The sequence below is a fragment of the Bacillus sp. FJAT-49736 genome, from assembly GCF_018343615.1.
Taxonomy (GTDB): Bacteria; Bacillota; Bacilli; order Bacillales; family Bacillaceae_C; genus Margalitia.
On record NZ_JAGYPI010000001.1, the window covers coordinates 789,936 to 814,262 of the forward strand.

Annotated in this window: 25 protein-coding genes; 24 read left to right on the forward strand and 1 reads right to left on the reverse strand. The window is 36.4% G+C overall.

Annotation, left to right across the window (positions count from 1 at the left end; translation table 11 throughout):
* Positions 1-2 precede the first annotated feature (2 nt).
* The 10 genes from ffh (at position 3) to KHA87_RS04320 (ending at position 6,884) form a co-directional block, all read left to right on the forward strand.
* Entirely contained in the window at positions 3-1,343 is a 1,341-nt protein-coding gene (gene ffh, locus KHA87_RS04275) for a signal recognition particle protein (protein WP_213092863.1), read from the forward strand.
* Positions 1,344-1,516: 173 nt separating this feature from the next.
* Positions 1,517-1,789 carry a 30S ribosomal protein S16 gene (rpsP, locus tag KHA87_RS04280; RefSeq protein WP_213092864.1) on the forward strand — a complete coding sequence of 91 codons (273 nt, stop codon included), beginning with the start codon at positions 1,517-1,519 and terminating at the stop codon, positions 1,787-1,789.
* Positions 1,790-1,804: 15 nt separating this feature from the next.
* Entirely contained in the window at positions 1,805-2,038 is a 234-nt protein-coding gene (locus tag KHA87_RS04285; RefSeq protein ID WP_213092865.1) for a KH domain-containing protein, read from the forward strand.
* Between the two features lie 144 nt (positions 2,039-2,182).
* Positions 2,183-2,569 carry a YlqD family protein gene (locus KHA87_RS04290; RefSeq protein WP_213092866.1) on the forward strand — a complete coding sequence of 129 codons (387 nt, stop codon included), beginning with the start codon at positions 2,183-2,185 and terminating at the stop codon, positions 2,567-2,569.
* An 11-nt stretch (positions 2,570-2,580) separates the two neighbouring features.
* Complete coding sequence (gene rimM / locus KHA87_RS04295) at positions 2,581-3,090, forward strand: ribosome maturation factor RimM (RefSeq protein ID WP_213092867.1); 510 nt, start codon at positions 2,581-2,583, stop codon at positions 3,088-3,090.
* Complete coding sequence (gene trmD, locus KHA87_RS04300; protein WP_213094239.1) at positions 3,090-3,824, forward strand: tRNA (guanosine(37)-N1)-methyltransferase TrmD; 735 nt, start codon at positions 3,090-3,092, stop codon at positions 3,822-3,824. Before rimM ends, trmD begins: the two co-directional genes overlap by 1 nt.
* Positions 3,825-3,959: 135 nt before the next feature.
* A complete protein-coding gene (rplS, locus tag KHA87_RS04305; RefSeq protein WP_213092868.1) occupies positions 3,960-4,304 on the forward strand; it encodes a 50S ribosomal protein L19 in 345 nt (114 codons plus the stop codon).
* 382 nt (positions 4,305-4,686) lie between these two features.
* Complete coding sequence (gene lepB, locus KHA87_RS04310; protein ID WP_213092869.1) at positions 4,687-5,223, forward strand: signal peptidase I; 537 nt, start codon at positions 4,687-4,689, stop codon at positions 5,221-5,223.
* A 22-nt stretch (positions 5,224-5,245) separates the two neighbouring features.
* The gene (ylqF, locus tag KHA87_RS04315) at positions 5,246-6,118 is read left to right on the forward strand and encodes a ribosome biogenesis GTPase YlqF (protein WP_213092870.1); all 873 of its coding nucleotides are present in this window, start codon (positions 5,246-5,248) and stop codon (positions 6,116-6,118) included.
* 1 nt (position 6,119) lies between these two features.
* Entirely contained in the window at positions 6,120-6,884 is a 765-nt protein-coding gene (locus KHA87_RS04320; RefSeq protein WP_213092871.1) for a ribonuclease HII, read from the forward strand.
* A 359-nt stretch (positions 6,885-7,243) separates the two neighbouring features.
* Here KHA87_RS04320 and KHA87_RS04325 read toward each other — a convergent pair whose 3' ends face one another.
* Positions 7,244-8,407, reverse strand: a complete 1,164-nt coding sequence (locus KHA87_RS04325) for an iron-containing alcohol dehydrogenase (RefSeq protein WP_213092872.1) — start codon at positions 8,405-8,407, stop codon at positions 7,244-7,246.
* A gap of 336 nt (positions 8,408-8,743) precedes the next feature.
* On the opposite strand from KHA87_RS04325, the gene KHA87_RS04330 reads away from it, so the two are divergent.
* From KHA87_RS04330 to fliE, 14 genes are all read left to right on the forward strand, one after another.
* Positions 8,744-10,621, forward strand: a complete 1,878-nt coding sequence (locus tag KHA87_RS04330; RefSeq protein WP_213092873.1) for a terpene cyclase/mutase family protein — start codon at positions 8,744-8,746, stop codon at positions 10,619-10,621.
* A 221-nt stretch (positions 10,622-10,842) separates the two neighbouring features.
* Positions 10,843-12,480, forward strand: coding sequence for a hypothetical protein (locus KHA87_RS04335; RefSeq protein ID WP_213092874.1), 1,638 nt, complete (start codon positions 10,843-10,845; stop codon positions 12,478-12,480).
* Positions 12,477-12,767, forward strand: coding sequence for an EscU/YscU/HrcU family type III secretion system export apparatus switch protein (locus KHA87_RS04340; RefSeq protein ID WP_213092875.1), 291 nt, complete (start codon positions 12,477-12,479; stop codon positions 12,765-12,767). The genes KHA87_RS04335 and KHA87_RS04340 overlap by 4 nt, the downstream gene beginning before the upstream one ends.
* 188 nt (positions 12,768-12,955) lie before the next feature.
* Positions 12,956-14,116 (forward strand): ADP-forming succinate--CoA ligase subunit beta, encoded by a 1,161-nt coding sequence (gene sucC, locus KHA87_RS04345; protein WP_213092876.1) that lies wholly within the window; start codon positions 12,956-12,958, stop codon positions 14,114-14,116.
* Between the two features lie 18 nt (positions 14,117-14,134).
* Positions 14,135-15,037 carry a succinate--CoA ligase subunit alpha gene (gene sucD, locus KHA87_RS04350; protein ID WP_213092877.1) on the forward strand — a complete coding sequence of 301 codons (903 nt, stop codon included), beginning with the start codon at positions 14,135-14,137 and terminating at the stop codon, positions 15,035-15,037.
* 86 nt (positions 15,038-15,123) lie between these two features.
* Complete coding sequence (gene dprA / locus KHA87_RS04355; RefSeq protein ID WP_213092878.1) at positions 15,124-15,996, forward strand: DNA-processing protein DprA; 873 nt, start codon at positions 15,124-15,126, stop codon at positions 15,994-15,996.
* A gap of 348 nt (positions 15,997-16,344) precedes the next feature.
* Complete coding sequence (topA, locus tag KHA87_RS04360; protein ID WP_213092879.1) at positions 16,345-18,417, forward strand: type I DNA topoisomerase; 2,073 nt, start codon at positions 16,345-16,347, stop codon at positions 18,415-18,417.
* Positions 18,418-18,690: 273 nt separating this feature from the next.
* On the forward strand, positions 18,691-19,593 hold the full coding sequence (gene xerC / locus KHA87_RS04365) for a tyrosine recombinase XerC (protein ID WP_213092880.1): 903 nt from the start codon (positions 18,691-18,693) through the stop codon (positions 19,591-19,593).
* A 179-nt stretch (positions 19,594-19,772) separates the two neighbouring features.
* Positions 19,773-20,315, forward strand: coding sequence for an ATP-dependent protease subunit HslV (hslV, locus tag KHA87_RS04370; protein WP_213092881.1), 543 nt, complete (start codon positions 19,773-19,775; stop codon positions 20,313-20,315).
* A gap of 133 nt (positions 20,316-20,448) precedes the next feature.
* Entirely contained in the window at positions 20,449-21,846 is a 1,398-nt protein-coding gene (gene hslU / locus KHA87_RS04375; RefSeq protein WP_213094240.1) for an HslU--HslV peptidase ATPase subunit, read from the forward strand.
* A 118-nt stretch (positions 21,847-21,964) separates the two neighbouring features.
* Positions 21,965-22,744, forward strand: coding sequence for a GTP-sensing pleiotropic transcriptional regulator CodY (codY, locus tag KHA87_RS04380; RefSeq protein ID WP_213092882.1), 780 nt, complete (start codon positions 21,965-21,967; stop codon positions 22,742-22,744).
* Positions 22,745-23,090: 346 nt separating this feature from the next.
* Positions 23,091-23,483, forward strand: coding sequence for a flagellar basal body rod protein FlgB (gene flgB / locus KHA87_RS04385; protein WP_213092883.1), 393 nt, complete (start codon positions 23,091-23,093; stop codon positions 23,481-23,483).
* A gap of 2 nt (positions 23,484-23,485) precedes the next feature.
* Positions 23,486-23,932: a flagellar basal body rod protein FlgC gene (gene flgC, locus KHA87_RS04390; RefSeq protein WP_213092884.1), complete on the forward strand. Its 447-nt coding sequence runs from the start codon at positions 23,486-23,488 to the stop codon at positions 23,930-23,932.
* A gap of 95 nt (positions 23,933-24,027) precedes the next feature.
* Positions 24,028-24,279, forward strand: a complete 252-nt coding sequence (gene fliE, locus KHA87_RS04395) for a flagellar hook-basal body complex protein FliE (RefSeq protein ID WP_481748349.1) — start codon at positions 24,028-24,030, stop codon at positions 24,277-24,279.
* Positions 24,280-24,327: the final 48 nt, after the last annotated feature.

The window sequence follows — 24,327 nt, forward strand, 5'->3', positions numbered from 1 at the left end:
GAATGGCATTTGAAGGATTAGCCGACCGACTGCAGAACACGATACAGAAAATACGCGGCAAGGGAAAAGTTTCGGAAAGCGATGTAAAGGAAATGATGAGAGAAGTTCGTCTTGCTTTATTAGAGGCAGACGTTAACTTCAAAGTGGTAAAAGAATTTGTTAAAAAGGTAAGCGAGCGCGCGGTTGGTCAAGAGGTAATGAAAAGCTTAACTCCTGGTCAACAAGTTATTAAGGTTGTTAAAGAAGAATTAACAAACTTAATGGGCGGCGAACAAAGCCAAATAGCTGTTGCAAAACGCCCTCCAACTGTTATTATGATGGTTGGTTTACAAGGTGCCGGTAAAACAACGACAACTGGTAAGCTTGCTAATTTATTAAGAAAAAAGCACAATCGAAATCCTTTACTTGTAGCAGCTGACATTTATCGTCCTGCAGCAATAAAACAATTAGAAACACTTGGAAAGCAGCTTGGTATGCCTGTATTCTCCCTTGGCGATCAGATAAGCCCAGTAGAGATTGCAAGGCAGGCTATAGAAAAAGCAAAAGCAGATCATCATGATTATGTCCTTATCGATACAGCAGGTCGTCTTCACATCGATGGCGAGCTGATGAATGAGCTTAAGGAAATAAAAGAGCTATCGAGTCCTGAAGAAATTTTTCTTGTGGTAGATGCCATGACAGGACAGGATGCCGTGAATGTTGCTGAAAGCTTTGACGAGCAATTAGGCATAACAGGAGTCGTTTTAACTAAGTTGGATGGCGATACCCGAGGCGGTGCTGCCCTTTCTATTCGATCTGTTACTGGCAAACCGATAAAATTTGTCGGTATGGGTGAAAAATTGGATGCACTGGAGGCATTTCATCCAGAAAGAATGGCTTCTAGGATTCTTGGAATGGGAGACGTTTTAACCCTAATTGAAAAGGCCCAAGCTAATGTGGATGAAGAAAAAGCCAAAGAGCTTGAGCAAAAAATGAGAACGGCAAGTTTTACCTTCGATGACTTCTTGGATCAATTAGGTCAAGTCAGAAAGATGGGGCCGTTAGATGAGCTCTTAAAAATGATGCCTGGTGCAAATAAAATCAAAGGGTTAAATAATCTACAGATTGATGATAAGCAAATCAGCCATGTGGAAGCAATTATCAAGTCCATGACGAAAGCTGAAAAGGTGAATCCGGAAATAATTAATTCTGGACGTAGAAAAAGAATTGCAAAGGGTAGCGGAACGACCGTACAAGAGGTAAACCGATTGCTGAAGCAATTCGAAGAAATGAAAAAAATGATGAAACAAATGACCAGTATGACAAAAGGGAAAAAGAAAGGCTTTAAATTCCCTTTTATGTAAGAAAAAGGTTAGTAATAAGGTAACAAAGCAATGCTATTTTTGTCTTGTATATAGCACATGATTTTGTTCCCTTTTACCATATTAAAAAGTGTTAAGAAAAAACACTTTACAAACAAAATACTTTTTTGATATTATACTATCTTGTGTAAAACTATTCGGAGGTGCTATTTAAAATGGCAGTAAAAATTCGTTTAAAACGTATGGGAGCAAAAAAATCTCCTTTCTATCGTATTGTAGTTGCAGATTCTCGTTCACCACGTGATGGACGTTTCATCGAAACAGTTGGAACTTACAATCCAGTTGTACAACCAGCTGAAGTAAAAATTGATGAAGAATTAGCGCTTAAATGGTTACAAACTGGTGCAAAACCATCTGATACAGTACGTAACCTATTCTCTAAACAAGGCATCATGGAAAAATTCCACAACGCTAAGTACAGCAAGTAACATGAGTGACGCGCCATGCAGGAGCTGATTACTCAAATTGTGAAGCCCTTAGTCGATTATCCAGATGCAGTTAAAGTAGAAATGATCGAGGATCCAAATCACATTACTTACAATCTTTCTGTTCACGAAGAAGATATCGGTAAGGTGATTGGGAAGAAGGGCCGTGTTGCGAAAGCAATACGTACGGTTGTCTATGCTTGGGCAGGTTCAAAACAACATAAGAAAATTTATTTGGAAATTGTCGAGTAACATTCCAATAAATTCAGCAGCAAAGATTTGATGTTATTATACATCAGGAGAAAAGGGAGGAGAAATTAGCCTCCCTTTTTCCATATCTAAAATAAATTACATAGTCCTTAAACTGCTTATATGTCTACTTAATGGAGGTAGATGATGAAAATATTGCAGCCCGTAGTGGTTAAACAAGTATTAACCGAAAATAGCAAAGAAAAATTATTATATTCTTATCATGAAAAAAGGCAATTGCTTCAAAAAGAATGTGATCAACTTCGATTTGAACTAAAAAAATTAGAAAGAACAAAAAAATTCCCATCAACCAGTTTAAAAAATCACTTTGAAAAGGAAATTAATAATAGACAGGAAAAAGTAAAATTAATTGAGTTCCAAATCGAGCAACTAAACATATTGCCGTTAGGAAGTGAGATTACGGAGCAAAACATTCAATCTGTCGTCGAAATCAAAGTGGGTGATGATTGGGGTAAGCTTACCAATGAGCGAATGATTATTGTAAAAGACGGATTCATCACAGAAATACGTTAGAGGTGAAAATAATGTGGTTTAATGTTGGAAAAATAGTAAATACTCACGGTTTAAACGGTGAGGTACGTGTAATATCCATTACTGATTTTAAGGAAGAAAGATTTAAAAAAGGCAATACGTTATATCTATTTCTTAATGGGCAATCACAGCCAATGGAATTAGTGGTTAAGAGCCATCGTATACATAAAAATTTTGATTTGCTTACCTTTGAAGGCTTTAACAATATTAATGATGTGGAGAAATGGAAAGAGGGCATCTTAAAAGTATCAGAGGAGCAATTAGGAGAACTGGAAGAAGGAGAGTTTTATTTTCACGAAATCGTCGGGTGCCAAGTTTTCACGATAGATAATACATTATTAGGAGTTGTAAAAGAAATTCTTACTCCTGGAGCAAATGATGTATGGGTAGTGAAAGGAGAAAAAGGAAAAGAGTTTTTAATTCCTTATATTAAGCCGGTTGTTAAGCAAATTAATGTGCAAGAGAAGCGGATTATTATAGAGCCAATGGAAGGTTTATTATGATGAAAATAGACATTCTAACCTTGTTTCCAGAAATGTTCACCGGAGTACTCGGAACTTCCATCTTAAAAAAAGCAAGTGAAAAAGGCATTGTAGAATATAATGTTCTAAATTACCGGGAGTTTGCCGACAACAAGCATCAAACAGTGGATGATTATCCTTATGGCGGGGGAGCAGGGATGGTCCTTAAGCCACAACCGATAATTGATGCGGTGGAGAGCTTAAAACAAGAGGATAAAAAAGTCAGGGTTATCCTGCTTTGTCCACAAGGTGAAACCTTTAAGCAATCAAAAGCAGAAGAGCTTTCACGCGAGGATCATTTGATTTTTGTTTGCGGACATTATGAAGGTTATGATGAAAGAATTCGAGAATTTGCAGTAACAGATGAAGTTTCCATAGGAGATTTTGTATTAACAGGTGGAGAGCTTGGTGCGATGATTATGGTAGACAGTATTGTCCGCTTACTTCCAGGGGCACTTGGAAATAATGATTCACCTGTTCTAGATTCATTTTCTACTGGATTATTAGAGCATCCACATTATACGAGACCAGCTGATTTCAGAGGGATGAAAGTTCCTGATGTTCTTCTATCAGGTGATCACCGAAAAATAGAAGAGTGGAGAGAAAGAGAATCCCTCAGAAGAACATTTTTAAGAAGACCAGATCTACTAAAAGAGTATGATTTAAGTGAGAAGCAAAAACAGTGGATATCCGATTGGGAGGATGAAAAATCTTAGCTTTATGTTATTGCAATATTAATAGTGATATGTTAAGATTAATTTTGTGATTTGAGGCCAAATCGCATTAAAACGATGTTCCGCTGCAACCATTTGAGAACTTGTATGAGCATCTGTTGGAAGGAGTTGAAATCGATGCACAATATTATTGAAGAAATTACAAAAGATCAACTTCGCAGTGATCTTCCTGCTTTCCGTCCTGGAGATACAGTACGTGTTCACGTTAAAGTTATCGAGGGTACTCGTGAGCGTATTCAGGTATTTGAAGGTGTTGTTATTAAGCGCCGCGGTGGTGGAATCAGCGAAACTTTCACAGTTCGTAAAGTATCTTATGGTGTAGGTGTTGAGCGTACATTCCCTCTACACACTCCAAAGATTGCGAATCTAGAAGTAGTGCGTCGCGGTAAAGTTCGTCGTGCGAAACTTTACTACCTACGTAATTTACGTGGTAAAGCTGCTCGTATTAAAGAAATCCGCTAATTGTAAGTACGGATGGCTTTCGGTCATTTTATACTTATCAATGAAAAACGTTTTGAAAAGGGGCTTGGAGACAAGCCCCTTTTCTTTCATATAAGCTCCTTTTTTACTTTTTGTTGTTTTTTTAGACAAAATCCTAGTAGCTACCCGATATATTAAAATAAAGCAATAATCTTTTATAAGAAAAGATGCCCGGGTAAAGTCTAAATTAGGATGTATTACATTATACGAAAAAGCAACAAGTTAAAATCGCCATTTGGATTATTAACAATCTATTTGAAAAAGCCTTCATATAAAATAAGATTATTTCAAGGTGAAAATGGATATAAAATAATAGGGAGTCTTTCATTTACGAGAATTAATACTAATAGGTGGTGGTGGAGAAATGGGAAAGCGGAAAAATGAGTTATGGGAATGGACAAAGGCACTACTCATTGCAGTTGGTCTAGCGGTAATAATCCGTTATTTTTTATTTGCTCCAATCGTGGTAGACGGTTTATCAATGATGCCTACCTTACATAATGGGGATCGGATGATTGTCAATAAGCTTGGAAAACCGAATCGGTTCGATATTATTGTTTTTCATGCCCCGGAGAAAAAAGATTATATTAAACGAGTTATTGGCCTGCCTGGTGATAGAATTGAATATAAGGATGATGTTTTATATATTAACGGAAAAGCCTATAAAGAGCCATATCTGAACAAATATAAAAAAATAACACAAGGACCCCTGACGGAGGATTTCACTTTAAAGGATCTAATCGGCAGAGATACTGTTCCAAAGGGAGAAATTTTCGTTATGGGAGATAACCGCAGACAAAGCAAAGACTCAAGAATTATCGGCCCCATTCCACTATCAAAAGTTATTGGTGATACAAGGCTGATTTACTGGCCATTGTCAGACATACGTTTTGTAAAATAAAAGATTTTGGAGTTGAATATTTATGACCATTCAATGGTTTCCCGGTCATATGGCAAAAGCACGCAGGGAGGTATCCGAAAAGCTAAAGCTAGTTGATATTGTATTTGAATTAGTGGATGCAAGGATCCCTATCTCATCGGCAAACCCAATGCTAGATGAGATCGTACAACAAAAGCCAAGATTAACATTATTGAATAAGGCAGATATGGCTGATTCCATTCAGACGAAACAATGGATTGATTATTATGCTGAAAAAGGACAATCTGCTCTTGCGATTAATTCACACGCTGGAACCGGTATGAATGATATCGTAAGAGAGGCACAGCATATTTTGAAGTCCAAATTTGATCGAATGAGAGCAAAGGGTATGAAGCCTAGAGCAATTCGCGCCATGATAATTGGTATCCCAAATGTCGGAAAATCTACTTTAATTAATAGACTTGCAGGTAAAAATATTGCAAAAACAGGTAATACACCTGGAGTAACCAAATCACAACAGTGGATTAAAGTCGGGAAACAATTAGAACTACTTGATACACCTGGAATATTATGGCCGAAATTTGATGATCAAATTGTTGGTTATAAGCTGGCGCTAACAGGAGCCATTAAAGATACGATATTAAATTTACAGGATATCGCTGTTTTTGCTCTTCGGTTTTTAGAGGAACATTATCCTCAGCAATTTAAGGATCGTTATCAGATTGAAAAAATACCTGATGAGCTGGTTGATATATTTAACCATATTGGGAAATTGCGCGGGTGTCTTATGGCAGGCGGAGAAGTTAATTATGATAAAACAGCTGAAACTATTATCCGTGACGTACGTTCATTGAAATTAGGTAGGCTGACCCTTGATTTCCCGCAAGATATGCATGACGATAATGGTGAGGAATGACATGGTAAAGTTAACAATTAAAGAAATCGCTGAACAACTGCAATCAATTAATCATCTTAATCATCCTTTTTTGGAGGAAATGAAAAAGGATACTAGAAAAGGTGTGCAAAGCTTAATTAAGAAAAAATACGAGGCAATAAAAAAGTTGGAGCTCGAGCGTGAACAATTCTTCACCATGATGCAATATGAAAACGCCATGAAACTGGAAGGATTTAACCTCATCGCTGGCATCGATGAGGTCGGAAGAGGACCGTTAGCTGGGCCAGTTGTTGCAGCTGCGGTAATTTTGCCTGAACATTTCTATCTTGGCGGTATTAATGATTCAAAGCAATTAACAGAGCAAAAGCGTGATGAATTTTACAATATTATTTTGGATCAGGCAGCTATAGGAGTTGGAATCATATCAGCAGAAGAAATTGACCGTATAAATATTTATGAAGCTACTAAAAAGGCAATGCTTGCAGCACTAAATGATTTAAGTGTTTTTCCTGATTATTGTTTAATTGATGCTATGAAACTAACCATACCAGTTCCGCAAACCTCCATTATTAAAGGGGATGCAAAAAGTATTTCTATTGCGGCTGCCTCTATCGTTGCCAAAGTTACTAGAGACAGAATGATGAAGAGATACAGTGAGAAGTACCCACAATATCATTTTGAGAGTAATATGGGCTACGGGACGAAGGAACATATAGATGCACTACATACATATGGACCATGCCCAATCCACCGAAAAACGTTTGCGCCGATTAAAGAGATGGTATGAGAAATGCGCAAGTGCCTTGCACACCGGCGTACGGATTTCGTAGTCTTAGACTGAGATAAAGGAAACCATGCTGAGGTAGTTCATGAGCAATTGAAATTCGAAATGATAATTTCACTTGGTGAAATTTGCAGATCCAATTTCACTTGGTGAAATTTGCAGATCCAATTTCACTTGGTGAAATTTGCAGATCCAATTTCACTTGGTGAAATTTGCAGATCCAATTTCACTTGGTGAAATTTGCAGATCCAATTTCACTTAGAGCTAGCCAAGATTTAACTTGTTTATTAATTTTTTCAGTAATAAACTTATACTTTCTTACCTTTTAAGAAAAACTCAACCAATTGGTTGAGTTTTTTTGCTTACAAAGATGCCCTATATATAGCTAGCACATCTTCGCGTTTTAATTTTGTAAAATTCCCAAACTCTCCGTTAGCCATCGCGCGGTCAGCCATTACATCAAGCTTGCTGTCATCAATATCATAGTCTGCTAATTGTGACGGCGCACCAATGCTATTCCAGAAATCACGGAGTTTCTGAATGCCTTCCAAACCTATTTCTTCATCCGTTTTTCCATCTGGATTTACATCAAATACCCGAATGGCAAGCTGCTTAAAACGAGATGGTTTAACCTGTATATTATGCTTCATCCAATTTGGAAATAAAATAGCAAGGCCTCCGCCATGTGGAATATCATAAACAGCCGAAACCGCATGCTCAAGATTATGGGTTGCCCAATCGCCATGATATCCCATATTCAATACACCGTTCAAGGCCATTGTGCCACAATAAAGGATTGTCGCACGATATTCATAGTTTTCAAGATCATTTAGAAGCTTTGGAGCTGTTTCCATTACGGTTTTTAGCAGTCCTTCACACATACGGTCCTGAAATAATGTATTTTCTGTGAGATGAAAATAATGCTCCAATACATGTGACATCATATCTACTATGCCATAAACAGTTTGATCTCTAGGAACAGTATATGTATTTACAGGGTCTAGTATAGAGAACTTAGGAAATGTATAAGGGCTTCCCCAACCATATTTTTCATTTGTGTCCCAATTTGTGATAACGGATCCGGAATTCATTTCAGAGCCGGTTGCTGCTAGAGTAAGTACTGTACCAAAAGGAAGTGCCTCTTTTGCGAATACCTTTTTTATTACTAAATCCCATGCATCTCCATCATATTTTGCTGCTGCCGCGATAAGCTTTGTACAGTCAATAACACTGCCGCCTCCTACAGCCAATAAAAATTCAATGCCTTCCTTTTTGCAGATTTCTACGCCTTTTCGTACTGTGGAAACGCGAGGATTAGGTTCAACACCAGGAAGCTCATATACGGATGCATCAATATCCTTTAATTGCTGTAGAACATTGTCGTATAGACCGCTTCTTTTTATGCTTCCACCGCCATATACTAAAAGCACTTTTTTTCCGAATGGAGGAATTTCTGCTTTTAGCTGCTCGAGCTGTCCCTTTCCAAATATTAATTTTGTTGGGTTTGAAAATGTAAAGTTATCCAATAGTTTCAGCCTCCTTCTGGTCTTTATTATGATAAACAAAACATGAAAAAGCAAAAATCTTGCCTATAATCTATCTTATCCACAGGCAATTTTCGCATACATTGTGTTTTTCGTATAAGTTCATCAACCTGTATAATTAAATGCTTCGTGGCATCTTTTCGTAAGAGAGTATGCGAAAATTGCCTAGAAACTTAGTAAGCATCCCTTAAAAAGGTCCAAAAATAACAAAGTTCACGGATATTGCCTTTCCAACTGAGAAATTATCATGAATTTATCGATACTCCTTTTATATGCGGAATATGTATTTATTAGAGTAGGAAAAAGGAGGGACGATACATGGCATTAAAACAAAATGTACTGATGGAAATGAATCGTTATATTAATCGTTTAATAAAGGATCAATTATCGGATGGTTCTTGGGATTATGCTTTTGATACAGGTATTAAAACAGACAGTTATATGATAATTCTTCTTAGGATGCTGGAACTAGAAGATGAGGAGTTAATTAAGGGGCTAGTTGCGCGCATTTCAAGTAAACAAGAACAAAATGGGTCATGGAAGCTATTTCACGATGAAGAGAGGGGTAATTTAACGACAACAGTAGAAGCCTATTATGCCCTCCTTTACTCCGGTTATGTAGCAAAAGATTCTGCAAATATGCTGGCTGCAAAAAAATTTATAATAGAAAATGGCGGGCTTGAAAAAACAGAAATGTTTACCAAGATTTTATTAGCATTGGGAGGACATGTGAAGTGGCCTAGCCAATTTCCGATACCGGTAGAAGCCATTCTTCTTCCTGCTAAATTTCCGATTAATTTTTTTGATATCTCCGTATTTGGCAGATCCAACATTGCTCCTATTTTAATACTTAGCGACGTTGAATTTACTTTAATAACTAAGATGAGCCCAGATTTATCCGAACTTTTGCCGGAAAGAACAGCAATTGAATTGTTTAGAGAAGAATCCCCAGAATCCCGTTCCTTATTCGACTACATCAAACAAGGCGTTGAGAGCTTAGTTGGAATGAAGGAGGAAATACATGAAAAAGCATTGCAGCAGCTCGAAGATTATATGATTAAGAGAATAGAAGAGGACGGTACTTTTTATAGTTATTTTAGTGCAACCTTTCTTATGATCTTTGCCTTAATGGCTCGCGGCAGAAAGAAAGACGACAAATCAATATGGAAGGCTGTAGACGGGTTAAAATCAATGATTTGTGAGATAAATGGGCATCCGCATTGTCAATATACTACCGCTAACGTTTGGAACACTACTTTAATTAGTTATGTACTTCAAGAAGCCGGTGTAAGAATAAATTCTGATACTATTAGGCGGGCAAATCAATACCTTCTTTCAAAGCAGCATTATAAATTTGGTGACTGGATTATTCATAATTCGTCAGCAAAGCCCGGTGGCTGGGGTTTTTCAAATATTAACTCCATTAATCCAGATGTTGATGATACAACTGCAGCATTAAGGGCTATTCGGAGACAGACATTTGAAAGTAAAAGTTTTCGAGCTTCTTGGGAACTTGGAGTTGAGTGGGTTCTATCTATGCAAAATGATGATGGTGGATGGCCTGCATTTGAGCGAAATATTGATAACCCGCTGTTAAATATTTTACCTGGAGGTGAGGATTTGCTATTGGATGCTTCCGCTGCTGATTTAACTGGGAGAACCTTGGAATTCCTAGGGTTGCATACGAATTTAAATAATAATCACTCGAAAATAAAAAATGGGGTAAGATGGCTTTTAAAAAATCAAGAGAGTAATGGTTCCTGGAATAGTAGATGGGGGATTTGTTATATTTATGGAACATGGGCTGCCATTACAGGATTGCGTGCTGTTGGAGTGGATGCAGAGCATCCAGCCATTCAAAAAGCTGTAGAATGGCTTTATACGATACAAAATAATGATGGAGGCTGGGGAGAATCCTGCAACAGCGATATTTTGAAACAGTATGTCCCTTTGAACAGCAGCACTTTAACACATACAGCATGGGCGACAGATGCATTGATAGCCGCATCCGAGAATATAACACCACCAATTCAAAAAGGGATTAACTTTTTATATAATTATGCCGATACAAAAGATTGGAGGACTAATTATCCAATGGGTCAAGGAGCAGCAGGTCTGTTCTATATTCATTACCATAGCTATAACTATATTTGGCCATTACTCGCTTATGCTCATTTTATTCGAAAGTTCTATTAATAAAGGCCTTTTTCTTAAACTAAGTTGCTTTTTGTAATGGGAGTTCTTCAACACATCTTCATTCGTCATACGAATAGGGATACTTTTTAAGAAAAGATGCCTCAAAGCTACGTCTAAATTAGTATTTAAAACAAATGATGAAAAGTAACAGGTTAATATCGGCTTTTGGATTTAAACAATTTATACGAAAACAGTCTAAATAATTTAAAAGAGGCAATTATATGCTGACTTCTATTATGAATACTTTGCAACAATTAAATATAAACCAACCAACAGCTGCACTCTCCTTTCAAAAAGGGAAGATTTTTTTTGGTACGGTAAAAAATATCTATCCGAATGATTTTGCACTAGTGCAAATCGGAAAACAAAATCTCCTTGCTCAATTGGAGGCAGCTATAACAAATGGGGAATCCTACTGGTTTCAAGTTGATTCAGATGAAGGGGATATACAATTGAAGCTTCTTTCAAAGCAAGATCAGGGAGGAAGCAATATTTCTGCCATATTGAAACATCTCGCACTTCCTCCTACGAAAGAAAATACGGAAATTACAAGCTTCCTTTCCAAAGAGCAGTTACCATTTAATAAAGATACCATTTTAAAAATTAACAACTTACTCGCACACAACAACAATACGAAACAAAGTTTGAATGTAATAAGGATAATGCTTACAAAAGGCTTTCCCCTTACTGAATCGGTATTTAAATCTTTATTAGCAGCAGATAACCCTGAACGAATTCAAAATAAAATACAGCTGCTTGAGCATCAGCTAATTAAAGAGGAACAAACTCCAGCTGTTCAAGCATTGCAGAAATCAATATTTTCCTTGAAGGAAAGTGCATTAAAGCCGTTGGCAATAAAATTAATCCAATTATTAACGGAAGAAACCCACTCGAACAACGAAGTGAGGCAACCCCTTGCTATCAATATCTTACAAAAAATGGGTGTAAAACTTGAGGAGCCTTCTTTTTCACAATCCAATCCAAATGAAAATCAAAAGCAGCAGTTACCTGTACCACAACATTTACCAGAAATGAAGCCGATAGTATTAGAGGAAAATAGAAAGAATCAGGAATTATTTGGACAGAGGACAATATCTCCAAAGTTGGTGGATGCTGCAGTAGACTTGCTGGAAAAATATATGTCTAAAGATATGAAGCAAGATTTTCGATTGTTCACAGAGCAAGAAAAAGATTTTTTTAAAGGGATTCTGGAGTCCATAAAACAATCTTTTAGTGGAAAAGAATCATTATATCAATTTAAGGAGATAACAAAATCACTCGGCATTTTTTATGAATCTCAAATTTTACAGCCGTTAGCAGAGCATAATCAGGTAGAGGAATCATTAAAACCATCTTTAATCAAATTTTTACAGGAATCCAACCATTCCTCACCTATACGTGACACGGCTGAAGCTTTAGTAAATAAAATGAATGGTCAGCAAATCCAATCTTATGATAATGGGCCGATGCAGCATTTGCATTATGAAATTCCAATCAACTTGTTCGGATATCATACAAACGTTAAGATGCAATGGTCGGGAAAGAAGACGGAGGATGGCAAAATAGATCCTAATTATTGTCATGTCTTATTTTTTCTGGATTTAGAGCATATTCATGAAACTGTTGTAGAAATGAAGGTCCAAAATCGAGTGATAACAGTTAATGTTTATAATGAGTCAACAGCTATTAAAGATAAAGCTAACGAGCTAACCTCCCTCTTAAAAGGCGGATTGGAAAAGATTCATTACCAACTTTCTGCAGTTCATTTCATTAAGAAAGATAACAATCCATTAACAGCTAACAGGGAAAAAATGAATACATTAAATAAATCGTATACTGGGGTGGATATCCGGGTATGAAAAACAAAGATGAGTTAAAGGATAGAAAGGAAGCTATAGCTTTAAGCTATCAATCCGAAAAAAACACTGCCCCTATAATTACTGCAAAGGGGAAAGGATATGTTGCAGATAATATTATAGATAAAGCAAAGGAGAATGGAATTCCGATACAGGAGGACCCAAATTTAATTCAATTACTTGGAAACCTTGATATCAACCAAATGATTCCGGAGGAATTGTACGAAGCAGTGGCTGAAGTCTTTGCTTTTATATATAAAGTAGATCAAAGAATGGGAGAAGGGCATTAATCCATATCTATTGATATGTTCAATGTCTTTTATCCTTTCTATAGATGCATGGAATAGGTATATTATTTTGATTGTTTAAAATTAATTGGAAACTCATTTAAATGTTTCATAAAGCTAGACATCTATTCTGCCTTTTTATACAATTAAAGCGCAGTTAATTTATGATTTGTTTGATTGGAGGATGGAAAATGAATATCCATGAGTATCAAGGTAAAGAAATCCTCAGAAAATACGGGGTTGCGGTACCAAATGGAAAGGTAGCTTTTACAGTGGAAGAAGCAGTAGAAGCAGCGAAGGAACTTGGCACGCAGGTTTGTGTAGTAAAAGCGCAAATTCATGCAGGTGGCCGCGGAAAAGCTGGCGGTGTTAAGGTTGCTAAGAACTTGGACGAGGTTCGTACATATGCAAACGAAATCTTAGGAAAAACGTTAGTAACACACCAAACAGGTCCTGAAGGTAAAGAAGTTAAGCGTCTTCTTATTGAAGAAGGGTGCGACATTAAAAAAGAATACTATGTTGGTTTAGTATTGGATCGTGCAACATCACGTGTTACTTTAATGGCTTCAGAAGAAGGCGGAACAGAAATTGAAGAGGTGGCAGAAAAAACGCCTGAAAAAATCTTCAAAGAAATAATTGATCCAGTTGTAGGCTTGACTGCTTTCCAAGCTCGTCGAATCGCATTTAATATCAATATTCCTGCAGAGCTAGTAAATAAAGCAGTGAAATTCATGATGGGCTTATATACAGCTTTTGTTGAAAAAGATTGTTCCATTGCTGAAATAAACCCACTTGTTGTAACAGGTGATGGAAATGTTATGGCTCTTGATGCAAAGCTTAACTTCGACTCAAATGCTCTATATCGTCATAAAGACATTGTAGAATATCGTGATTTGGAAGAAGAAGATCCAAAAGAAATCGAAGCATCCAAGTATGATCTAAGCTACATCGCTCTTGATGGTAAAATTGGATGTATGGTAAATGGTGCGGGTCTTGCAATGGCTACAATGGACATCATTAAGCATTATGGTGGAGATCCGGCTAACTTCCTTGATGTTGGTGGCGGTGCTACTGCTGAGAAAGTTACGGAAGCATTCAAAATTATTCTTTCTGACAAAAATGTAAAAGGTATTTTCGTTAATATCTTTGGTGGAATTATGAAATGCGACATTATTGCAGAAGGTGTAGTTGAAGCAACTAAACAAGTTGGTCTGGAACTTCCTTTAGTAGTTCGACTTGAAGGTACAAATGTTGAATTAGGAAAGAAAATCCTTAATGAATCAGGATTAAATATCGTTGCTGCTGAATCAATGGCAGATGGCGCACAAAAAATTGTTGAACTAGTAGGCTAAGAAAGGCAGGGGAACATAATGAGCGTTTTTGTTAATAAAGACACAAAAGTAATCGTACAAGGTATTACTGGTAAAACAGCTCTTTTTCATACAAAACAAATGTTAGAATACGGTACAAAAATCGTTGGTGGTACTTCTCCTGGTAAAGGCGGTACGGAAGTAGAAGGTGTACCTGTATTTAATACAGTTAGTGACGCTGTTAAAGCAACAGGTGCAAATGCTTCTGTTATCTATGTACCAGCTCCATTTGCTGCTGATGCTATTTTAGAAGCTGTGGATGCTGAATTAGATTTAGTAATCTGTATTACTGAACATATCCCAGTACTAGATATGGTCAAAGTTAAACGTTATATGGAAGGTAAGAAAACACGTTTAGTTGGTCCTAACTGCCCAGGTGTTATTACACCAGGTGAATGTAAAATCGGTATCATGCCTGGATACATTCATACAAAAGGCCATGTAGGTGTTGTTTCTCGTTCTGGAACTTTAACATATGAGGCTGTTCATCAATTATCACAAGCAGGTGTTGGTCAAACAACTGCTGTTGGTATCGGTGGAGACCCTGTTAACGGTACAGATTTTATTGATGTTCTTAAAGCATTTAACGAAGACCCAGAAACTGAAGCTGTTATTATGATTGGTGAAATCGGTGGAACAGCGGAAGAAGAAGCAGCACGCTGGGTGAAAGCAAATATGACTAAACCAGTTGTTGGATTCATCGGCGGGGTAACTGCACCTCCAGGAAAGCGTATGGGTCATGCAGGTGCGATTATTTCTGGTGGTAAAGGTACTGCAGCAGAAAAAATCCGTGTCATGAATGAATGCGGTATTAAAGTAGCCGAAACACCTTCTGTAATGGGTGAAACACTAATTAGTGTATTGAAGGAAAGAGGCCTTTACGAAAAATGTAAGACACATTAATCAAGTGGAAATAACGGTCCCTCTGTGCTAGAGGGGCTGTTTCCATATATAAAAATCGGAATATTGAAAATATATAGGAGGATTTTATGGAAGAATTTCGAAAAAGACTTATTCATCTCCATCATTGCCGCGGTATTACTTCTAAAGCTATTCTAGCACTTCTAAAAAACGACTCAAGTTTACAGTCACTATATCAATACTCTTTCACTACATTAAAATCCATCATTGCAGGAAAAGGTAACCAGATAGAAAAAATTTATCAGGATCTTCATCATATTCCTATCGATTCACTCCTTTTAAGCTATCAACGATACCAAATTAAATGTATAACTATTTTCGATCAGGAATATCCCAATCTATTAAAGCAAATCTATCAACCTCCCATTGTTCTATACGCGATTGGTAATCTTCGCCTCCTTCATTCCCCATCCATAGCTATAGTCGGATCGAGAAAGGCAGATATATACGCATTACAAGCGATTAGAAGGATTATTCCCCCACTTGTTCAAAAAGAATTTGTTATTGTCAGTGGAGTTGCAAAAGGTGTAGATACAATGGCTCATAAATCTACCATTGAATGTCAAGGGAAGACGATGGGTGTGTTAGGAAGCGGATTTTTTCATATTTATCCGCAGGAAAACATTGGCTTAATAGAGAATATGAAAAAGGACCATCTAATTATTTCGGAATATCCCCCTAATACAAGACCTCAGAGATGGCATTTCCCAATGAGGAACCGAATTATTAGCGGGTTGACAAAAGGGACGGTTATCATTCAGGCGGAACAAAAAAGCGGTTCTTTAATTACAGCAGAATATGCTTTACAGGAAGGTAGAGAGGTATTTGCTGTACCGGGGAATATTTATGAATCTCTTTCACAGGGTACCAATAAACTAATACAACAGGGAGCAAAACTAGTACAAAATGGTGAAGATATTTTAGAGGAATTTATCTACTAAAATTATATGAACAATATTTTTTGGAAAGGCTGATTTCGAATAGTTTGCCCTTTTTTACATTTTTAGATTCTTATACAGATTTCATTTTGGGCATATTTTCTTAAAAAATGATTCATTTATAACCCGAATAAGGATGTTTATAAGATATTCGTCTACAATAGGAGCAAATGAATAAAAATTTAGGGAGGAATTGAATACTTTTGAAAAAACACACCATCTTTGCAATGAATAATTGACAAAAATATAAATCAGGTCTATCATGTACACTTGATTTCCATACATGGAAAAAGAAATTTTGTTATGAACTTCAAGACGGGAAATTTATAACACCTCTGGGGAGGATTATTGATGTCAGATTATTTAGTTATCGTGGAATCGCCGGCAAAGGCGAAAACCATTGAACGCTATCTTGGAAAAAAATATAAAGTGAAAGCATCCATGGGTCATATTAGGGATTTGCCTAGGAGCCAAACGGGTGTTGATGTTGAACATAATTATGAACCGAAATATATTACTATTAGAGGAAAAGGACCAGTTTTAAAGGATTTAAAAACAGCTGCCAAAAAAGCAAAAAAGGTCTATCTTGCAGCCGACCCCGATAGAGAGGGTGAAGCAATTGCATGGCATTTAGCACATAGTTTGGATGTGGATATTCATTCTGACTGCAGAGTTGTTTTTAATGAAATAACAAAGGATGCAATAAAAGAATCGTTTAAACATCCTCGTCCGATTAATATGGATCTGGTTGATTCTCAACAAGCACGAAGAATTTTAGATCGTTTAGTCGGATATAATATCAGCCCGTTGCTTTGGAAAAAGGTTAAAAAAGGACTAAGTGCCGGTCGCGTTCAATCGGTAGCGGTTCGACTAATTATCGATAGGGAAAATGATATTAAAAATTTTAATCCTGAAGAATATTGGACCATTACAACCGACTTTGAGTTTGGCAAAGAAGCATTCCAAGCTGCTTTTTATGGCATGGGTGGAAAAAAATTAGAGCTATCCTCTGAATCAGAAGTGAAAGAGGTTTTAGGCAAATTAAAAGGTGAATATATAGTTTCAGCTGTTACCAAAAAGGAAAGAAAACGAAATCCATCACCTCCGTTTACTACTTCTTCCTTACAGCAAGAAGCTGCAAGAAAGCTAAATTTCAGAGCTAAGAAAACAATGATGCTCGCACAACAGCTTTATGAGGGAATTGACCTTGGCAAAGAGGGCAGTGTTGGATTAATTACTTATATGAGAACAGATTCAACACGTATTTCAGAGGTTGCAAGATCCGAAGCAGCAGATTACATCAACGAAAATTATGGGGTGGAGTTTGCTAGAACAGAGGAAAGAAAAGATAAAAAACAAACAAATGCCCAAGATGCTCATGAGGCGGTTAGACCAACAAGCATATTTCGGGAACCAAACTCCATTAAAGAATTTTTAAGTAAAGATCAGCTACGCTTATATAAGCTAATATGGGAACGTTTTGTAGCTAGTCAAATGGCTTCGGCAATATTGGATACTATGAGTGTAGATATTTTAAATGGTGATGTGACTTTTAGGGCAACTGGATCAAAAATCAAGTTTCCAGGCTTTATGAAGGTATATGTGGAAGGAACAGATGATGGGCAAGAAGAAAAGGAAAATTTATTGCCTGATCTTAAGGTTGGAGATAATGTAAAATCAACGAAAATTGATCCAAAGCAGCATTTTACACAGCCGCCACCGCGTTATACAGAAGCAAGACTTGTAAAAACATTAGAGGAACTAGGAATTGGAAGACCATCCACTTATGCTCCTACTCTTGATACGATACAAAAACGCGGTTATGTTTCGTTAGAAAATAAACGTTTTATTCCAACTGAATTAGGTGAAATAGTAATTGAGCTCATGTTAGAGTTTTTCCCAGAAATCCTCGATGTAGAATTTACTGCAAAGCTGGAAAATAATCTGGATGAAATTGAAGACGGAAAAGTCGAATGGGTGAAAATTATTGATGATTTTTACAAAGATTTCGAGGTAAAATTAAAAGTAGCAGAAGAAGAGATGGAAAAGGTTGAAATTAAAGATGAATATGCCGGTGAGGATTGTGAGAATTGTGGCAGTCCGATGGTCTTTAAAATGGGACGATACGGGAAATTTATGGCTTGCAGCAATTTTCCAGATTGCCGCAATACAAAACCAATTGTAAAAGAAATCGGCGTGAAATGCCCTAGTTGTGGCGAAGGCAATATAATTGAACGTAAAACGAAGAAAAAAAGAACATTCTACGGCTGTGATCGTTATCCAGAGTGTGATTTCATTTCGTGGGATAAACCAATTGAAAGAAAATGTCCGAAATGTGAGCATATTCTTGTGGAACGGAAATTAAAAAAGGGACTACAAGTTCAGTGTACTAATTGCGATTACAAAGAAAATGCGGAGAGCTAAAGGGTAAGCGTATGCTTACTCTTTTACATTTCTTACAGTATAAGTTAAATTTTTGATAGTTTTGTGAACATTTAATTTAAAAATCCCTTTTTCTTTCTTTATTTTCCGTAGTATTGTAAAATGCTTAAGGATATAAACATTTCACACAAAATATTTTATTCAAAAATACACAAGTGACAGGAACAATTCAAAACTTTATGAAAAATTAGTAATATTCATTGCAAGGGTTACTAAATTATGATACTATTTAGTAGCCCTTGTGAGGTGTTAAACATGAACGAAGTCTTAGAAAACTGTTTATTTTCATTTATCGAATATATTCAAATTGAAAAGAACTACTCAGACTATACTATTAAGTTTTATCGTCAAGATATTGAGCACTTCTTTATGTTCATGTCTGAACAAAGTATATCCAATCTAAGTGAAGTTGAATATTTTGATGCGAGGCTTTACTTAACCGGGCTGTATACGAGCGAGTATAGCAGAGCAAGTATGGCACGAAAAATTTCTTCCTTACGCAGTTTTTACAAATTTATGATGCGGGAAAAAATAGTATCAGAAAATCCATTTGCACTTTTAACGCAACCCAAAAAAGAGCTGCGGATTCCAAAATTCTTTTACCAAGAGGAACTAGAAAAATTATTCCAAGCTTGTGAAGGGGAAAGTCCTTTAGATATAAGGAATAAAGCATTGCTTGAAATTTTGTATTCTACTGGGATACGTGTAAGTGAATGTGCAAACATCGAATTAAAGGATATAGATTTTGAATTTGATGCCATTTTAGTGAAGGGAAAAGGAAAGAAGGAACGCTTTGTTCTGTTTGGTTCATTTGCAAATAATGCCCTTCAACATTACATAAATACTGCCAGAAGTCAATTGATGCAAAATACTGCCCCACATTCATTTTTATTTGTAAATTATAAGGGAAATCCGTTAACTGTCCGCGGGATAAGGCATATTCTGAACAGTTTAATCGAAAGGGCAGCACTTACAGGCAAAATGCATCCGCATATGCTGAGGCATACATTTGCTACCCATTTGTTAAACAATGGTGCAGATATTAGGACCGTCCAAGAATTGTTAGGGCACGAGTACTTATCATCTACTCAAGTTTATACACATGTAACGAAAGAGCATCTAAGAAACACATATATGGCACATCATCCAAGAGCGTAGTGATGGTCTTGGAAATGCACTGCCTAGCTCATATAAGCTGAAACTGTAGGTATAAAATAAACAAAAAATATGTATAATTTATGGGAATAAAAGTTGTTTACTGTCACCATATATTTTAAATGTTTAAATTTACCTGTAGGCATAAAATGAATGTGGTAGACAATTTGGAGGTGTTTTAGATGGGTGATTTCCATGCGACAACGATATTTGCAGTTCAACATAAGGGTAAATGTGCCATGGCAGGAGATGGGCAAGTAACATTCGGAAATGCAGTTGTCATGAAGCATACGGCTAAAAAGGTTCGTAAGCTTTTTAGTGGAAAAGTACTTGCTGGATTTGCTGGATCTGTTGCGGATGCTTTTACCCTTTCGGAAATGTTTGAGGGTAAATTGCAAGAATATAACGGGAATCTAACTCGTGCTGCAGTGGAAATGGCTAAGCAATGGAGAAGTGACAAGGTTTTACGGAAACTAGAAGCAATGCTAATTGTAATGGACGATAAAAATCTGTTACTAGTATCAGGAACAGGTGAAGTAATCGAGCCTGATGATGGAATATTAGCTATTGGCTCAGGAGGCAATTATGCCCTTGCTGCTGGACGTGCGCTTAAACAATTTAGTGGAGACCATTTGACCGCAAAAGAAATCGCAGAGGCGTCTTTAAAAATTGCTTCTGATATTTGTGTTTATACGAACTCGAATATAATCGTTGAAGAACTATAATGCTTATCTTCTTTAAAAAACAGGGACTATCTTAGAAGTTGATGCACGTAACGTCATTCATTTCTGAAAGTTTGTCTCATTTTATAAAAAAAGAAGGAGTGAAAATATCTTGGCTTATAAAATAAATAAGGCAATGAGTTTAACGCCTAGACAGATTGTAGAACGTCTGGATCAATACATCATTGGGCAGAAAGAGGCGAAAAGAGCAGTATCTGTTGCATTGCGTAATCGATATCGTAGAAATCTTTTATCAGAAGCACTTCGCGAGGAAATCATTCCTAAAAATATATTAATGATCGGACCGACAGGTGTTGGAAAAACCGAAATTGCTAGGCGAATGGCAAAATTAGTTGGTGCCCCATTTGTAAAAGTAGAAGCTACAAAGTTTACAGAAGTAGGATATGTCGGCCGTGATGTTGAATCTATGGTCCGAGATTTAGTGGAGACATCTGTAAGACTTGTAAAGGAAGAGCGAATTAACGATGTAAAAGAGCGTGCCGAGGAAAATGCTAATCGTCGTTTAGTAGATCTACTTGTACCAGCGAAAAAGAAAGCAAATAATTATAAAAATCCGTTTGAGATGCTTTTCGGAGGCGGAAATGAGAATGACTCTGAAATAGAAGAGGACAGTACGGAGGATTTATCCATAAAGGAAAGAAGGAAGGTTATCGAAGCAAAGCTCGCGAATCACGAGCTAGAGGATGAGCTGGTAACGATAGAAATTGAAGAGCAAGCTCCTTCTATGTTCGATATGCTGCAAGGGTCCGGAATGGAACAAATGGGCATGAATATGCAAGATGCTTTAAGCAATCTTATGCCAAAGAAAAAGAAAAAAAGAAAGTTGCCTGTTAGGGAAGCTCGAAAGGTCTTAACAAATGATGAAGCGCAAAAGTTAATTGATATGGATGATGTGACACAAGAGGCAGTTTATCGTGCGGAACAGACGGGTATTATCTTTATAGATGAAATTGATAAAATTGTGAGCAAATCTGGAAACAATTCATCCGCAGAAGTATCAAGAGAAGGCGTCCAGAGGGATATTCTACCAATAGTTGAGGGTTCAACAGTAGTTACAAAATATGGCTCGGTAAAAACAGATTATATTCTATTCATTGCAGCAGGAGCATTTCATATGACGAAACCGTCTGAGCTCATACCAGAATTACAAGGACGTTTTCCAATCAGAGTGGAACTAACTAAGCTGTCTGTTGACGACTTCCATCGAATTTTGGTGGAGCCTGATAATGCTCTAATCAAACAATATATAGCATTATTGGAAACGGAAGGTATACAAATTGAATTTTCTGACGATGCTATTGTTAGAATTGCCGAAATTGCATTTGAAGTGAACCAAAATACCGATAATATCGGTGCAAGGAGATTGCATACTATTATGGAGAAGCTCCTTGAGGATCTATCATTTGAAGCACCTGATATTACGATGGAAAAAATCAATATTACACCTCAATATGTAAATGAAAAGCTTGGCGCTATTTCAAAAAATAAAGACTTAAGTCAATTTATTTTATAGAAGCGAAGAATTCCGGCAATAGTGTTTCGCAAGTAACAAAAGTAATGAATGAGCAATGTTCGGAGTTTAAGTTGAAGAAAAAATTATTGTATGAAAAACACTAGGAGGAAAAAAATCAATGAATTTATTAGACAAAACAAGAAAAATTAATGCAATGTTACAAAAAGCTGCGGGGAAACCTGTAAACTTTAAAGAGATGGCACAAACACTTAGCGATGTAATTGAGGCAAATATTTTCGTTGTTAGCCGTCGTGGAAAGCTACTGGGATTCGCCATTAATCAACAAATTGAAAATGAGCGTATGTCCAAAATGCTAGAAGAGCGTCAATTTCCTGAAGAGTATACAAATAGCTTATTCAGTATTAATGAAACATCTTCAAATATTGGTATTGAAAGTGCATATACAGCGTTTCCTGTTGAAAATAAAGACTTATTTACAAGTGGTTTAACTACTATTGTTCCGATTATCGGAGGCGGTGAAAGATTAGGTACCCTTATACTTGCTAGACTTCAAGAAAAATTCCATGATGATGATCTAATCTTAGCTGAATATGGTGCAACTGTTGTTGGTATGGAAATTTTACGTGAAAAGTCAGAAGAAATTGAAGAAGAAGCAAGAAGCAAAGCTGTTGTTCAAATGGCAATCAGTTCATTATCCTACAGTGAGCTAGAAGCAATTGAACATATTTTTGAAGAGCTTAATGGAAAAGAAGGCTTGTTAGTAGCATCTAAAATTGCAGATAGAGTAGGAATTACCCGTTCTGTTATTGTAAATGCACTTAGAAAGCTTGAGAGTGCTGGGGTTATTGAATCTCGTTCTTTAGGTATGAAAGGAACTTATATTAAAGTATTAAACGATAAATTCCTTCATGAGCTTGAAAAGTTAAAGTCTAATTAATTTTATATAAGGGAAAAATATACAAAAAGCCGTCAATTGTTGAAAATTGACGGCTTTTCTTTTTTTATCTATAAAAACCCATTAATATCCACTAGTTTGGTACTACTCCCATTGATAAAATAAACTCGTTATAGTTTTCGTCATTAAAGTATTACTATTGTATAAATTGTTGCAATTTCGTAATATTTATAATCCAAAAGAACTAAATTTTGCATTTTTGCGGTTAAAATAGGTAAATTTTAAAATATCTGCATAGACACTAAGTTATTAAAACATTAAAATAGTTGTAGAATATTATGTCGCAATTAATAAAATAATGTCACTTATTAGGTAGAGGTGTAGAATTGTGAAGTTATTCAATAATACATTTTCGACAATCGAAAATGCCTTAAATTATTCTTCCTTAAAGCAAAAGGTTATAGCCGACAATATTGCCAATGTAGATACTCCAAACTATAAAGCTAAGGATGTCTCCTTTAAGGCGATGTTAGACAGTTCTGTAAACCAAGCTATAACAGCTAGGACTACTGACCCAAGACATTTTACCTTCCAAGCAACAACGGAGAATTCAGCAATTATCACACAACAAAATGTTGAGTATAACGATAATGGAAACAGTGTGGATATAGATAAGGAAATGTCCAATTTAGCAACAAATCAAATATACTACAGTGCATTGACCGACAGAATTAATGGAATGTTTTCTACACTACAGACTGTTATTAAAGGTGGAAAATAATTATGTCAATATTTAATAACATGAACATTACAGCCACCGCGCTTACTGCGCAACGCCTTCGAATGGATGTGATTTCGTCGAATATGGCAAATGTGGATACTACTAGAGGAAAATATGTAAATGGCAAATGGCAGCCTTACACTCGTAAAGAAGTTGTCCTGGAACCAATGTCAAACTCCTTCTCATCATTCCTACAAGCTGCATCAGGTTCATCTGTAGGAAATGGAGTAAAGGTTGCAAAAATTGTGGAAGACCAGACACCTTATAAGTTAGTTTACGACCCAGAAAATCCGGATGCTGATGCTGACGGTTACGTGCAAATGCCAAATGTTGATCCATTAAAGGAAATGGTAGATCTTATGAGTGCTACTAGATCATATGAGGCAAACGTAACAGTTTTTAATTCAAATAAAGCAATGTTAATGAAAGCATTAGAAATTGGTAAATAGAAAGAGAGGTATTCAATTTGTCACTTCTTAATATTAATTCGGTGGCGTCAAATATATTACGTCCGTCGGGCCAAATAAATTTTGGCCAAAATAATATAAATCAAATATCTTCAGGTAACCAATCAAAAGTTAGCTTTGCAGATATGCTGAAACAATCCATATCTGAAGTAAATAATGATCAAATACAATCAGATGTTTTAACGCAAAAATTGGCAAATGGTGAAAATGTTGATTTGCATCAAGTAATGATTGCTGCACAAAAAGCTAATGTTACTATGCAGGCAGCGCTTGAAATACGGAATAAGGTTGTAGAAGCATATCAAGAAACAATGAGAATGCAAGTTTAATAATAACGCTTATACCTATTACACCATTACCTTCGATTTAGACAAAAA